Genomic DNA, 15,612 nt, shown 5'->3' with positions numbered 1-15,612 from the left:
AAAATGAAAAAAATAATTTATTGTATAGCATTTTTAGGTGCAATCTTAATAGGTTGTAACCCTAATGAAGACATCTATAATGATTTAGATGCACAAGATAATCCTATTATAGGAGAAGCTAACATTACTTTAACCGACGAGGATTATGAAGAAATTGGTATCGCTGATAACTTCTTTGAAACCATTGATGATGCTGAAGAATTAATTCCAGATTTCTTATCAGGTTTATACCCACAATGGGGAAATGGCTCCTCAGTTTTAGTTGGCTATGAATTAGAATTTGGTTCTGATTTGGAAGAAGTAATGGAATATGCAAATGCCACTGTATATCAATTAGGGCTTGCTGATTATGCAGCAACAGGAGAACAAGGTTCTGCATTTTATCCTAGCCTAGATGCAGATGATTTTCTACCAGAAATTTTAGATGCTGCAATCGATATGCCAGAAGACGGTGATATAGTTCTTGCCAGATACGATCAGTTTTTTGAAACACCTGAGGTGGGTTTAGCTAACATATACCAAGCATCTTTTCCTACTAACTATGATAATTTTGAAAATATTGATGTTTTGGGTGATCAAGGATGGACTGCTGGTTCAGCTAATGCCCAAGGATCTGGTTTCAACGGAGGTGCTTTTCCTAACGAGGATTGGTTAATTTCTCCTGAAATTGATTTAACGGGTGAAACGGCCTTAAAATTTCAAATTAATCAAGAAATAGATCTTTTTGGAGCTCCAGAAGAATCAATTGACATTATAGTTTCAACAAATTATGCAACAGGTACAGATCCAACAGCTGCTACTTGGGTTACTTTTACTTTTGATAAATCTATTTATGGAAGTTTAACACTTTCTGAAGATTTTGATTTTTCAGCTTTTGATGGAGAGACTATTCATATCGCTTTTAAATATACATCTACAGATATGACATCAGCGAGGTGGAGAGTTGAATCATTCGCAATAAAAACAATTGGGGTTGAAGGCGATGTTGATAATAAAGGCGCATACTACGAATATGATGGTTCTAGTTGGGAAGCCTTAGAAAAGGTGTACTATTTAAGCAAATCTGATTATGATGCTATGGGTGAAGATTCAGGAAGACCTGGTAGGTTCAATAACTTTAGCAGTTCAATCGATCCAGAGAATTATATTCCTAGATTTTTAAGTTCAACAGCACCTTATAACTTTGCACAAGAAGAAGACGAGTTAGTTGTTATTTATAAATTCTTTAATGGTAGTACAGTAACCAGAGGAAACTCTTATTCTGTAATTAACGGAGTATGGTCACCAGATAAAACAGAATTACAATTTGGAAATGATGGTAATAAATGGGTTCCAGATAATACTATAAGATATGCATTTACTGATGCTGATATTGCTTTCGTATCTAGTGAGTTCGAAACAAAATATGAAGGACCTGCTGATAACGTCGGATTCTTTGGTAGTTTTGATAGAAGGATAAATAGTGGTAATTATTGGAATGACGATATGCTTTTAGAAGCCATTGGTGCCGTTTTAGATAACATTAACCCAGGTGCTGCAGATGGTCAAAAATACGTTGTAACGCTGGTTGTTTATACGGGTGTTACAGAACCTGAAAACAAAGCTGTTATTAAGAAAGCTGGAGAGTGGATTTATCAATGATTAAAAATATAATCTCAAAAAATCAAATTTATTATTATATGAAAAAGTTTATTTTATTATTCGTTTCAATAGTTTTTATTGGTTGTTCAAATAGCGATGATGTAACATTACCTGATGTTGGTTTGGGTTTAAATGTGCCGTCAGAACTTACTGAATATTACACTAGAATTGCATTTACAGAAGACGCTGAATCTAATTATGATGCGCTGAGAAAACATACCGTAGATAATCACACTACAATTTTATCTTACGGAAAAAGACATGAGTTTTTATACAATGCAGATGCAGATTTAGCGAATTCAGATAATGTGACATTAATGTATACTGGTGAAAGCAGATACTGGGAAGAATATACCTCAGGATCAAACTCATATTCACCTCAAACATTCAATACAGAACACGTATATCCCCAATCATTGTTAAGAATGACAGATGCAGTTACAGATTTACATCATCTAAGATCTGCTGATGCCACAGTTAACAGCGATAGAAGCAACTTACCATTTGTGGAAGGTAGTGGATCTAATAAACGTATTGGTGATGGGTGGTACCCTGGAGATGAATGGAAAGGCGATGTAGCAAGAATGGTTTTATACTTGAATGTGAGATATCGTGAAAAAATAGAAAAAGTTGGTACTCCAGAATTATTTTTAAAATGGAACATAGAAGATCCAGTTTCTGCATTCGAAGAACAACGTAACAATGTTATCTATGCAGCTCAAGGCAACAGAAATGCATTTATTGATAATCCTTATTTAGCAACCTTAATTTGGGGAGGTAATAATGCCGAGAATAAGTGGCAGTAATACATTAAAATATCTAAAAATGCCGTTTCTAAAGAGAAGCGGTTTTTTTATGAATTAAAATCATTATTTTTGACTAGTTAAATAAAATTTAAAATCATGTACGAAGCAATACAAGTATTACATTCTTATTGGGCCTATTTAGTGCTTTTAATTTTAATAATTGCCGTAGTAAATGCTATTGCAAAAACTGTTGGAAAGAAAGAGTATAGTGCTAAAGATTTTAGAATTTCTTTATTCACTTTAATCGTTTCTCATATTCAATTACTTATTGGATTTATTCTATATTTTGTATCACCAAGATTTGCTGCTTTTGGAGAACTTGGCATGGGAGGTGTTATGAAAGATGCTGTAAATAGATTATATCTTGTAGAACATCCATTAGTAAATATTATCGTTTTGGTTTTAATCACTATTGGTTATTCAAAACATAAGAAGAAGTTAACGTCTACACCAAAACTTAAAACCATTGCCATTTTTTACACCATAGCATTAGTGTTGTTATTATCTAGAATTCCTTGGAGTGCTTGGTTAGGATAAGATTAGATTAAAATAAACAGTTCCAGACCTGTCAGGTTTTTAAAACCTGACAGGTCTCTTTTTTAGCTAGAAACTAGACTATTCCTTTCTCCCCGTTGTGGAGTTGTCCGATAGGGCAGAGGGGGCTTCCTTTATCAAATACATATAAACTGGAAAGTGGTCACTAAAACCATTGCTAAATCCGCTATAATTCCAACTTCTAAAAGGATATCCTTTGTATTTTCCTTTAGTGGTAATTAAATAGTTTTTATTATAGATTCCAGCTTTGTAATATCTAAAAGAGGTATAATCTTTTTCTAGTAAAGATTTAGTAATTATAATTTGATCAAATAAACTCCAATTATCTCGGTAAGCAGTTGTACCTAATCCATCTCTATAAAAATTCTCAAAAGGATTATATAAACCTTTAAAACCAACCTTTTTACGTTTTCTTTTTGTTTTTAAAATGGCTTTCACGCTTGTATTTGTTGGGTCGTCATTTAAATCTCCCATAATAAATATTTTTGCATAAGGGTCTTGAGCTTGAAGCGAATCTACAATGCGCTTATTTAGTTTAGCAGCAGCAACACGTTTAGGTCTGCTTCTTGCTTCGCCACCACGTCTAGAAGGCCAGTGATTCACTATAATATGAATTAAATCATCTTCAAGTTTACCACTTACCAATAGCTGATCTCTTGTTGTAATTCGTTCTTGACTTTCGTCATCATAAATTTTCAATTCATGGGAACTAGTACTTATTGGCGCGAACAAACTTTTTTGATACAATAACGCCACATCAATGCCTCTTGAATCTGGAGAATCATAATGAACAATACCATAATTTTTTTCAAGCAGTGTGGAATCGTTAACCACATCTTCTAAAACATCTTTATTTTCAACTTCACAAACCCCTAAAACAGCAGGCGTATTATTAGTGACATCCTTGCCTATTTCAGAAATAACTCTAGCCATATTGGCTATTTTTCGTTTATATGCATCTCCTCGATTTGTTTTTAGTTCCATAATCGGACTATAATCATCAAACTTTATAGGGTCGTTAATGGTATCAAATAAGTTCTCTAAATTATAAAAGGCAAGGGTGTGAATTTTGAATTTTTTATCTTGAGCATGAGTAGATATAAAAAAACTCAAAAATAAAATAGATATAACAAGTTTTAAAAAATTCATTCAGTCAACGTTAAAGATTATAATGGCTACAATACAAAACCTAAGCCAAAGTTATGGTACTGATTTAATTTTTTTGTAATAATTCAGTTACTTTTTCTTATTATTGGTGTCTTAAAGGTAACTATGAATAAATTAACCCTCATTTTTTTATTCGGATTTTTTACAATGTCCCTCTATTCTCAACAGACCTTAATAAAAGGTAGTGTTAAGGATGCTGCGTCTTTTCAACCCATTTTGAATGTAACTATTACTTTAGAAGAATCGAATTTGTCTACGCTTACAGATGTTCAAGGCGAATTTATTTTCTCATCAAATATACCTTTAGGCGAACAAATATTGAAGATTTCTAAAACAGGATATATCATAAAACGTTTTCCAATTATTGTGAATGAAGGCAAAATGGTAGATATAACGGATATGACTTTAGAGCGCGATTTATCTCAAAGTCAAGATTTATTCACCATAACATTGTCTGATGATGAATTAGATAACGACGCCACTGGTGCAGATAATATTACAGGCTTACTATCCTCATCTTTAGACGTGTTTCAGCGTACTGCCGCTTTTGAATTTAGTCAGTCCTTCTTTAGATTAAGAGGTTTAGATTCCGAAAATGGTTCAGTACTTATCAATGGTATTTCCATGAATAAACTCTACCACGGCAGACCGCAATGGAGTAATTGGGGCGGTTTAAATGATGTGATGCGGAATCAAGAATTAACTTCAGGATTAGCTCCATCTAGTTATAATTTTGGAGGTGTTTTAGGAACCACCAATATTAATGTAAGAGCTTCTGGAGCTAGAGAAGGTGGTCGTATTACCTATTCGTCTTCAAATAGAAGTTATACAAATAGACTTATGGCAACGTATGCTTCAGGATTATTAGAAAATAATTGGGCATATACCATTTCATTAGGAAGGCGTTGGGGAAACGAAGGCTACCAAGATGCTACGCTTTACGATGCGAATTCGTTTTTTCTATCGGTTGAAAAAAAACTAAACAAAACCCATAGTTTAAACTTCACTGGCATGTATGCGCCAAATCGAAGAGGAAAGTCGTCTCCTAATACACAAGAAGTTTTCGATTTAAAAGACATAAAATACAATGAATATTGGGGATGGCAAGATGGAAAAAAACGTAATTCAAGAATTAAAGAAGTTGAAGAGCCCATTTTTATGTTAAATCATTATTGGAACTTCTCTTCGAAAACAACAGTAAATACTAATGTTGCTTACCAGTTTGGAAAATTAGGAAATAGCCGTTTAGATAATAATGGCACTGATTTAGAAGATGGAGTACCCGTTGGAGGTGGTACAAATCCAAGCCCTAGCTATTATCAAAAATTGCCTAGTTATTCTGAATGGAAGTATCCAAATAATTTAGGAAATGCCTATGAAGCATTGCAAGAATTTCAGGATAACGGGCAGATAAATTGGATTGAGTTGTATCGAGCCAATATTAATAAAGGAGGAAATGCAAGATATGCACTATATGAAGATCGTGTTGATGATACACAATTCACTTTCAATTCAATATTTAATTCGGAGTTAAATGAAAACGTAGTACTCAATGCAGCCGTAAATTATCAAAGACTAAAATCTGAAAATTATGCACAAGTTTTGGATTTATTAGGAGCAGAAACCTACTTGGATATCGATCAATTTGCCACAGATATTGATGAGGCTCAAAACGATTTACAAAACCCTAACAGATTGGTAGGTGAAGGCGATACCTTTAAATACAACTATACTCTTTCAGCCAATATTTTAAATGGGTATGCACAAGCCCAGTTTACCTATAAAAAACTAGATTATTATATTTCAGGAAGCTATACAAATACTCAGTATCAAAGAGAGGGTTTATACCAAAATGGAGCATTTCCTGATTCGTCTTTTGGTAAAGGTGAAAAATTAAGCTTTACAGGTTTTGGTGCAAAAGGAGGGCTGACTTATAAAGTTTCTGGGAAGCATTTATTGAATGTTAATGGTGGTTATATTACCAGAGCACCATCACTCCGAAATACATATTCAAATTCAAGAGAAAACCATAATATTGTTCCAAATATCACTGAAGAAAAGATATTGTCAACAGATATGAGTTATGTTTTTAGATCACCAATAATTAAAGCTAAACTGACAGCGTATTATACCAAAACCCAAGATGCTAACGAAATCTCCTTTTTCTTTGCGGATGGTATTGGTGGTGATAATGTGGCTTTTGTTCAAGAAATTTTACAGGGTGTGGATAAACAACATATAGGCGCTGAGTTTGGTGTTGAAGCACAAGTAACGCCAACCATAAAATTAAAAGGCGTGGCATCTGTAGGACAGTTTACCTATGCAAACAATCCGAATTTATATTTAACTACTGAAGCTGATGAAGAATCTGTAGCTGCAGGCTTTGTAAACGGATTCAAAGATTTTGGGCAATCTAATTTAAAAAATTATAAAATAGCAGCAGGACCACATCGCGCCTATTCCGTTGGTTTTGAATATCGAGATCCAGATTTTTGGTGGTTTGGAGCAACAGCTAATTTCTTTACAAATACATATATTGATATCAGTCCGTTAACGCGTTCCTCAAATTTTACTACTGATTTTGATGGTAATGAGTTTAATGATTACGATGAAGAATTGGCCAGAGAATTACTTAAGCAAGAACGATTTGATGATTATATGGTTGTGAATTTGGTAGGCGGAAAATCATGGAAAATAGGTAATAAATATATTAGTGTTTTTGCTAGTGTGAACAACCTTTTAGATGGAGTATTTAAAACTGGAGGTTTTGAACAAGGTAGAAACGCTAATTATAGAGAGTTGAGAAATGATAAAGGATTGGATACGCCAGTTTTTGGCTCTAAATATTGGTATGGTCGTGGTGCGACCTACTTTTTAAATATGAATTATAGGTTTTGAAGCCCCACCTAACCTCCCCAAAGGGGAGGAATTAAAACGGAATGAAGCGGATAAGCTATTATGGAATATATAGAACAGACCTTGGCGGATGGTATCGCGTTAGGGATAGTAGAGGAAAGCCCACAGGGAGGCACGACCGAGGACTTGTAACGGATAGCCCGACTTTTTGCGATCCTGCAAGGCGCAGTGCCAAACTTGGTTTGGTATCTAAAACCTTGTAGGTATGAGTAAAAAGTAACGCCCAAATAAAAAATTAAAAATAAGGAGTTATGAATAAAATTTTAATCTTTTTAAATAATTGATTTGTCACCCTGAGCGCAGTCGAAGGGCTATGAAAGCTTAGTTTTTAATGCGTTTCGACTGCGCTCAACGTGACAGAATAACATAAATTATAATTCCCGAGAACTTGGGAATCTAAAATATAGAAAAATGAAAAATAATATTAACAAAACTGCAGTTGGTTTCATTTTGATGCTAATCATGATTACCTCCTGTGTTCAGGATGATGACTTTGGAGTGCCAAATATTTCAATTGAAGACCCAAACATTCCGACTGAGCAATTAACAACCTTCAAAGCCATTAAATCGCTTTACGAACAAACTGTAAATGGAGGGAATACAACTGCAATTATAAATGATGAAGTTTATATTGAAGGTTATGTAGTGTCTTCGGATAAAGCAGGGAACTTTTTTGAGGAATTAATCATTCAGAATAAAACGGATGATAGTAATCCAGATAACGACCCGAGATTAGGATTTAAAATTGATATTAATGTCAGTAGTTTATCTGACACCTATCAATTTGGTCAAAAAGTATATGTAAAACTAAACGGATTAACCGTTGGAGAAACCAGTGGAGTAATAACAATTGGTAAGGGGGATGCCGTTAATGTGGAACAAATTCAGGCGGCTGAATATAAAGATATTGTTTTGCGAAGTAATGAAATAGCCGATATAAAACCCAAGATTTCGGGTTTGGCAGATTTAACTGAAAATGATGAAAACACTCTGATTCAGTTAACCAATATGCAATTAAACCGATTTGAATTGGGAGCAACCTTTGCAAGTGAATCTTTTGATGAATTTGATGGCTTACGCTTATTGGAAAGTTGCGATTCTGGTATCCAAATGATTATGCAAACCAGTACGTTTTCTGACTTTAAATCTTTGATTGTACCACAGGGAAAAGGAAGTGTAACGGGTGTTTTTAGTCGCGATTTTAGGGATAATTTTAACGTGCTAGTCATCAATAGTTCTGCTGCTATTAATTTTGATAGTAATGAACGTTGTGATCCATTGGAATTAAGTTGTGGTCTTGCTTCAACCATAGGAACAGGGAATTTATTGTATGAAGATTTTGAACCTCAAAAAAATAACAAACCTATAGTTATTGATGAATGGACAAACTATATGGAAGCAGGCACCCAAGCATGGGAAGGCTATTCCTCAACATCTTCTAATGCGTCTTTAGGAAGGTCTGCTAGATTTCAATCAGGCAGTTCTGGTGATGAAAGTAATATAGGTTGGTTAATTACACCTGCGATCAATTTGGATGCTCAAGATGGTGAAACCTTACGTTTTAAAACCTCTAATAGTTTAGCGGACAGTAGCTTTATGGAAGTGTTTTATTCTCCAGATTGGGATGGTGTTGAGACTAATGTGACTTCAGCAACTTGGGCGATATTAACTGATGCTTATGTTGTAAAAGATTCTGATTCTTTTGCGCCTTGGTTTAGTTCTGGAAATGTAGATTTATCGTGTATTTCAGGAACCATTCATATCGCATTTAAATATACAGGAAGTGGACAAGACACTTTTGATGGGGTTTATGAATTGGATGAGATTAGTGTGGATTATATAGAATAGTGATACCAAATCAAGACCTGTCAGTCCACGATAGCTATCGGGATTTAAAACCTGACAGGTCTAAGAAAATAGATAATGATTTCATAAGTTTGCTAAATGACCACATTCGATACCTTATTCTTTCACTTTTTTCAACATTACAAAACTAAAAAGAACAAAAAAGCTAATAGCATTGCTACTTTTTATGTTACCGTTTTACAGTGCAGCCTGCTATTACTTTTAGGGGTGTTCTTTGCAGGCTTTTTTAGGCAAATGCATGTAGATACGATGTCGGCAAGCAAAGCCTGGACCTTATTTATATTAGTTGCTATTTTTCTTTACTTCAAAAACTGGATGCAATATGGCGGAAGAAAACGAAAAGTTTTAAATGCTAAAATAATTAAAAAGAAAAAACTGTCTTATAATATTTGGCTTCTTTGGTTGTTGCCTATTGTGGTTTTGGGATTAACGTATGTATTGTTTCAAGCCGTTTAATCCTGCAAGGTTTCAAAAACCTTGTAGGTTTTTAAGTTTCAAAATAATTTATACCTACAAGGACAAAAAGACCTTGCAGGAAATTAAATATGATTTGCTTCTTCCTATTCATTCGTATTTTTATAAAAACATAATTAAAACTTGTTCCTCCCTTTGTTTTAAAGGGAGGACAATTTCGATTTTATCGAAATTAGGAGGGTTTAAAAATTAAAAAAAAGAAATGCATGGTGGGACCTCTCACTTAAGTTCTAAGAGACAACAAATATCACTTCTTGAAAATAGCATACACCGGGAAATGGTCGCTGTATCCACCTTTATATTTAGGGCCTACATAAGTTCTAAAAGGTTTGCCTTTATACTTTCCTTTAAAAAGTTTTAAAAAATCATCATCAAATATATTAGCCTTATCAAAACTTAAGGTATCAGGTGTAGCTTCAAAAAAGTTAGTAGAGAATAGTATTTGGTCAAATAAATTCCATTGGAAATTATAGCTGGTCGTTCCTCTAGAATACGTATGTAAAACTTCCATAGGATTAAATAAACTTTGGCTATTTACCAATCGTTTAATACTGTTACTTGTAGGGTCATCATTAAAATCACCTATAACCACTATTTTAGGATTACTATATTTAATATTTAAATTCGTAATTATTTCTATGACCTTATCAGCAGCAGCAAAACGTTTGTGTTCTGTTTCTTCAGCGCCTTCACGTCTAGACGACCAATGGTTTGCAAGAACATGTATTTCTTCGCCATCAAGTAATCCTGAAACTAATAAAATATCTCTGGTGTAATCAGTTTTACCATCATCTTTTGTAAGATGCACCATAAATGTTTCAGAGTGTTCTACCTTAAAAGCATCGGTGTCATATAATAATGCTACGTCAATACCGCGTTCATCTAAAGAGTCATAATGCACAAAACCATAATTAATAGCTTTTAAATGTTTTGAAGCTATTAAATCGGTAATAACCTTGGCGTTTTCAACTTCTGCTAAACCAACAATAGCAGGATGCTTTCCCGTTTCATTTTTCCCAATATTAGAAATAGCAAAACCTAACTTTCTAAGTTTATTTTTGTAACGTTTTGGTGTCCATTTTTTTTCAGATCTAGGCAAAAAATCATTGTCATGCGTATTGGGGTCGTCCTCAAGATCAAATAAATTTTCAAGATTGTAAAATGCAATAGTTTGCAAATCATCACGAACGGGAATAGCTTCTAAATCATCTATCATAAATCAAAAATAGGCTTAAAATTATTAAAAATAAAACGCTAGCAATTATGTAACTTTGCAATATGATAGAAAAGAAAGATATTACTTTAGAACGTGCTGTTTTAATAGGCGTTATCACTAAAGATCAAAATGAAGAAAAATCTAAAGAATATTTAGATGAATTAGAGTTTTTAACCTTCACAGCTGGCGGTTATGCAGTTAAACGTTTTACCCAAAAAATGGACATGCCAAATCCTAAAACCTTTATAGGAACGGGTAAAATAGAAGATGTTCGTAAATATATTGAAGAGCACGATATAACTACCGCTATTTTTGATGACGAACTTTCCTCAGCACAAGAACGTAATATTAGTAAAATTCTTGATGTTAAAGTATTAGATAGAACCAATTTAATCCTCGATATTTTTGCACAACGTGCACAAACAAGTTATGCAAGAACTCAGGTAGAATTGGCACAATGCGAATATTTACTCCCACGATTAAGAGGAATGTGGACGCACCTAGAACGCCAAAAAGGGGGTATTGGAATGCGTGGTCCTGGAGAAACCGAAATTGAAACAGATAGACGTATTGTTCGTGATAAAATTACATTACTAAAAGCCCGTATAAAGACCATTGACAAGCAAATGGCAGTGCAACGTGGTAACCGTGGTAAAATGGTTCGTGTGGCACTTGTTGGTTATACCAATGTTGGTAAATCTACGCTAATGAATGTTGTTAGTAAAAGCGATGTTTTTGCGGAAAATAAACTATTCGCAACGCTAGATACCACCGTTAGAAAAGTAGTGATTCAAAACCTTCCTTTTTTATTAAGTGATACCGTTGGGTTTATTCGTAAGCTTCCAACACAATTGGTTGATAGTTTTAAAAGTACGCTCGATGAGGTTAGAGAAGCCGATTTGTTGCTTCATGTGGTAGATATTTCACATCCTAATTATGAAGAGCATATTGCTTCTGTAGAGAAAGTTTTAGGCGAAATAAAAAGCGGTGATAAACCAACTATTATGGTTTTCAATAAAATTGATGCATATCAAGCAGAACCATTAGAGGAGGACGATTTAGAAACAGAAAGAACCGCAAAACACTATGCTCTTGATGAATGGAAAAGCACCTGGATGAGTAAAGTAGGCAACAATGCCTTATTTATTTCCGCACTAAACAAAGAGAATTTAGAAGATTTTAAAAAGCGTGTTTATGATGAGGTTCGCGAAATTCACGTCACACGTTTTCCGTACAATCATTTCTTATATCCAGATTATAATTATCAGGATATGGGGTAAGGCTTATCTAAACTTAATATCCCAAGAAAGTCCAATGTCAAAAACCCACAAATAAGAACCGGGATCAAAACTTATTTCTTGATGCACTATACCAGAGCGTATTCCCCATGCGTTTTTATCGTTTTTTGAAGTAAAAAAATACCCTAAGTTTAGTTTTTGAGAATTAAGGTTAATAATGGCGTTTTGGTTGCCTTCAAATTCAAACCTGTAAATTTCTGGAGAAAAACCCATACCAGCATCAATACTAAAATAATTGTTAGCATCCTTTCTGTATTTTCTGTAATTTATAGTTCCAGAGATACTAGATCCAGCATTATCAGGTGTAACGTATGATCTAAAAGACCAATAACTATTTCCGGTATACCAACCTACTGAACCCGTATAAATATTAGTGATTTCAGAATATTTTAATGACCTAAACCCCAGTGATGCTTCAAAACTTTTTGGTAGTGATTTATACAATTCGGCGCCATATCTAATTTTTGGAAATAATGTGGACTCAGAGGTTCCAAAATTTAAATACGCATATAGCCCTTCTGAGATTCTTGGATATAAATCTACTTCGAACTGCCAACCATTTGAAGCAAATCGTCTGCTAAAGTTAACTTTCGCGTTTATACTACCATATTTTGTTTGTCTCCCATATTGCAATAGGTAGTATTGCATAGGGTCAAACACTTCAGAATATACCTCAACACTAGACCTTAATCCTATGGAATTATGACTTAATTTATTTATCAAGTCGTTTTTATAATTAATAGCTTTTTTGTGTTTTGGATTCTTTTCTAATAATTTTTCTATGGTTTTTAAAGCTTCCTCCTGATTATTAGAATCTTCTTGCGCACTTGCTTTTAAGTATAGCAATTCGTCATTATCTGTAAAATATTTTAAGGCTTTATTTGCCATCTCCAAGGCACTAAAAGGAGTGTCGCTATACAATTCATTTTTTATAGCGGCTTCCCAAGTGTCTAATCGATCTGAGTCATTTTTTAAAACTTGGGCAAATTCTTTTCTAGCTTTTTTATAGAGTCCATCCCATGAATATGTACTTGCTAAAAAGGATCTAACATCGTTATATGTTGGGTATTTAGTTAAGATTAAAAGAAGTGTATCTTGAGCTTGTTTTCGAGCGCCATTAAATGCAAGTTCTCTTGCATTTTTAAAGGCCACATCGGGATCTCCCTTAAATACTTTCTGTTGTCCGTAAAAGCAACAGCTTGATAAAAATAGGAGTATGAAAAAATATTTATTCATTAGATAAAACTTTTAATTTAGGGCTTTTTTAAATGCTATATAATCAGCATTATCTGGGTATTTGTTAACTAAACTATCCATTAATTTAACGGCTAGGGTTTTATTATTTAAGCGATTATACGCATTAGCCATTTTAAAACTTAAATCTGGATTATCGATTTTATTTTTTAAAGCTTGCTTAAATAGGTTTTCCGATTTCTTTTCTTGTTCAGACCACCAGTATAGGTCCAAAAGAGCCAAATAACTATCAAAATAAAAAGGGGATCTTTTAATTACGTTTAACAATTCTATTTCAGAATTAACATAGTCACCATCCCAAGCTAGAGTTCTGCCCTTTAAAGTCCTTGCATCAGAATGATTAGGAAGTTCGCTTAAAATATAATCGCATAATAATCGCGCTTCTTCACGTTTTTTATTAAAAGCTTTGTTTTGGGCAATTTTAAAAGCTTCATCAAATGTTTTATCCTTGGCCATGGTACTTATCATGGCTAACTGTTCATTTGAAAAATCTATTTTTGGTTTCACATAAATATTAAGCGAGTCTGGGAAAATTTTGTTGCGTTTTGTTATGTAAGCATTCACTTTTTTAAATGCTAATAAAGAATCTGCTATGGCATTTGTTAATGCTTCTTCATGAACCTTATAAGTTCCAAAATCTTCATTTATCTTATAGAGCTCTCCATCAGAGTATAAATAGTCTTTATATATATAATCATTTACACTTCCTTTATAGCGCATTAATGGAATTTTATTAATGTTTCTAAAGGCCTTTGTTGTATCTAATCCATTACCCATCCACGCAGTTTCGTCTAGTTTGTTAAACGGGTAATTATTCATTAAAAAGGAAAGTAAGCTTGGAGCAATGTCCCAATGTGATGAAACCGATTTAAATGTTTCTGGTTGTTTCAATAATGGACTGTAAATATATAATGGCACATGAAACCTGCATAGTTTGTCTTTTTGAGGAATAGGAATAAGCCTGTGGTCCCCAGTTATAATAAATATGGTATTGTTAAAATCTTCTCGCTTTTTATAAGTATTCATAAAGTCTTTTATAGAACTATCTGTATAATATAAACTTGTATAAATATCTTTATATTCTAAAATTTCTTCTTGTGGAATATTAAATTTTTTATTAGAATTTAAAATACTATCTACTTTACTCTCATAGTATGCTTTGTTGGGAAAATTAAAGGGTTCATGATTAGATAGTGTCATGATAATATCTAACCTTGGTTCAGGATATTTATCAATAGTAGCAAGTGTTTTTTTAAATATTTCGGAATCTGGATAACCCCAAGAAAACCCTCCAGAGTTGGCTTCTGTTTTAATATATTCAGGCCCGTATTTGTTTTCATCGATAACATTATCAATATCATTATATTCAAAAAAGTTAATTTTTTTATCAAAACTAGATTGGTCTCCAGAATAATAAGAAGTTGAATAATCATTAGCTTTTAGTACGCTAATTAGAGAAATGTGAGAAGGTGTTTTAGGGAGTTCTAAAAACCCTGTTTCGCCAAAAGGTAATGAGCCTAATAAAGAAGGGACAACTCCAAAAGTACGACCTGTTGTACTAACAAAATTTTCCCAATATAATGATTTTGAAATTAGTCCATCTAAATACGGTGTAAAGCCACTATACGTTCTGTTGCCAACAAATTCACTACCAAGACCCTCCACAATTAACACAACTATATTAGGTTTTTCTTGTGTAATATTAAAAAAGGGAGATAATACATCTTTAGATTGACTAAAAGGTTTTAATAGCGGATAATCGTTTCTGTTGAAGTTATATGCGTTTAACCTATTTTTTTCATTTTGGAATTTTATAATATCTGAAGTTAAAAAGGCTATTTTATTTTGAAATGAAACTTCCGAAACATTGGTGAGTACCAGTTTTAAGCTACCAAATAGTAATACACCTATTAATCCTCCAGCAATTAATATACGCTCGTTGGAGTAGATTGCTAATAACCTTTGAACTAAGAAAAATAATACCGGAAAAACTATAAAAGGAATAAAATAAGCTATGGAAAATGATTCTGAAGATGATACTGTATTAAAAATATCATCCAAGGAATATCCTAAAAGATCGGCTCCTAAATTAAGTAAAGTAGTTAAGCTATATTTTACTAGTGAAAATTGAATAATTACAATAATTACAAATAAAACTTTGATAATGTTAAACACCTGTTTTTTAGCAAATTTATTTATAATTAAACACAAAGGAAATACTAATAAGCCAATTATTAAACCTCCCCAAAAGTCGTTGATAAGTTTATATAATAATGCAAGAATAAAAGGGGTTTGGGTGGATTTAGCCATAATTAGTTCAAATAGGCTTATTAACCAAAACGACCCAATTAATGACAAAATTAAGTTGGCATATTTATAAATATCTTTATTTAAAAATTTCGCATTCATTACATTTTAA

Annotated in this window: 12 protein-coding genes; 8 read left to right on the top strand and 4 right to left on the bottom strand. The window is 33.1% G+C overall.

Features of this window, described 5'->3' with window-relative positions; all coding sequences use genetic code 11:
- The first annotated feature begins 3 nt into the window (after positions 1–3).
- The 3 genes from AAC024_RS07150 (at position 4) to AAC024_RS07140 (ending at position 2,984) form a co-directional block, all read left to right on the top strand.
- Complete coding sequence (locus AAC024_RS07150; RefSeq protein ID WP_339894601.1) at positions 4–1,641, top strand: choice-of-anchor J domain-containing protein; 1,638 nt, start codon at positions 4–6, stop codon at positions 1,639–1,641.
- Positions 1,642–1,679: 38 nt separating this feature from the next.
- On the top strand, positions 1,680–2,447 hold the full coding sequence (locus AAC024_RS07145) for an endonuclease (protein ID WP_339894600.1): 768 nt from the start codon (positions 1,680–1,682) through the stop codon (positions 2,445–2,447).
- A 96-nt stretch (positions 2,448–2,543) separates the two neighbouring features.
- The gene (locus tag AAC024_RS07140; protein ID WP_339894599.1) at positions 2,544–2,984 is read left to right on the top strand and encodes a hypothetical protein; all 441 of its coding nucleotides are present in this window, start codon (positions 2,544–2,546) and stop codon (positions 2,982–2,984) included.
- Positions 2,985–3,062: 78 nt separating this feature from the next.
- Here the strand turns inward: AAC024_RS07140 and AAC024_RS07135 are convergent, their stop codons facing one another.
- Positions 3,063–4,151 (bottom strand): endonuclease/exonuclease/phosphatase family protein, encoded by a 1,089-nt coding sequence (locus AAC024_RS07135; protein ID WP_339894598.1) that lies wholly within the window; start codon positions 4,149–4,151, stop codon positions 3,063–3,065.
- A 123-nt stretch (positions 4,152–4,274) separates the two neighbouring features.
- Between AAC024_RS07135 and AAC024_RS07130 the strand changes: the two genes are divergently transcribed.
- The 4 genes from AAC024_RS07130 (at position 4,275) to AAC024_RS07115 (ending at position 9,407) form a co-directional block, all read left to right on the top strand.
- Entirely contained in the window at positions 4,275–7,067 is a 2,793-nt protein-coding gene (locus AAC024_RS07130) for a TonB-dependent receptor (protein WP_339894597.1), read from the top strand.
- Between the two features lie 41 nt (positions 7,068–7,108).
- On the top strand, positions 7,109–7,288 hold the full coding sequence (locus tag AAC024_RS07125; RefSeq protein WP_339894596.1) for a hypothetical protein: 180 nt from the start codon (positions 7,109–7,111) through the stop codon (positions 7,286–7,288).
- A gap of 208 nt (positions 7,289–7,496) precedes the next feature.
- Positions 7,497–8,933, top strand: a complete 1,437-nt coding sequence (locus tag AAC024_RS07120) for a DUF5689 domain-containing protein (protein ID WP_339894595.1) — start codon at positions 7,497–7,499, stop codon at positions 8,931–8,933.
- A 96-nt stretch (positions 8,934–9,029) separates the two neighbouring features.
- A complete protein-coding gene (locus tag AAC024_RS07115; RefSeq protein ID WP_339894594.1) occupies positions 9,030–9,407 on the top strand; it encodes a hypothetical protein in 378 nt (125 codons plus the stop codon).
- A 265-nt stretch (positions 9,408–9,672) separates the two neighbouring features.
- Here the strand turns inward: AAC024_RS07115 and AAC024_RS07110 are convergent, their stop codons facing one another.
- Positions 9,673–10,641: an endonuclease gene (locus AAC024_RS07110; protein ID WP_339894593.1), complete on the bottom strand. Its 969-nt coding sequence runs from the start codon at positions 10,639–10,641 to the stop codon at positions 9,673–9,675.
- Positions 10,642–10,703: 62 nt separating this feature from the next.
- Between AAC024_RS07110 and hflX the strand changes: the two genes are divergently transcribed.
- On the top strand, positions 10,704–11,921 hold the full coding sequence (gene hflX / locus AAC024_RS07105) for a GTPase HflX (RefSeq protein WP_339894592.1): 1,218 nt from the start codon (positions 10,704–10,706) through the stop codon (positions 11,919–11,921).
- A gap of 3 nt (positions 11,922–11,924) precedes the next feature.
- On the opposite strand, the gene AAC024_RS07100 is transcribed toward hflX, so the two are convergent.
- Together AAC024_RS07100 and AAC024_RS07095 are read right to left on the bottom strand one after the other, a co-directional pair.
- Positions 11,925–13,175 carry a YaiO family outer membrane beta-barrel protein gene (locus tag AAC024_RS07100; protein ID WP_339894591.1) on the bottom strand — a complete coding sequence of 417 codons (1,251 nt, stop codon included), beginning with the start codon at positions 13,173–13,175 and terminating at the stop codon, positions 11,925–11,927.
- Between the two features lie 12 nt (positions 13,176–13,187).
- A complete protein-coding gene (locus AAC024_RS07095; protein ID WP_339894590.1) occupies positions 13,188–15,602 on the bottom strand; it encodes a sulfatase-like hydrolase/transferase in 2,415 nt (804 codons plus the stop codon).
- Positions 15,603–15,612: the final 10 nt, after the last annotated feature.

It is taken from the genome of uncultured Algibacter sp. (assembly GCF_963976535.1).
In the GTDB taxonomy this organism is placed as follows: domain Bacteria; phylum Bacteroidota; class Bacteroidia; order Flavobacteriales; family Flavobacteriaceae; genus Algibacter_B.
The sequence above is the reverse complement of the archived record's forward strand: the minus strand, read 5'-3'. Positions and strand labels throughout refer to the sequence as shown.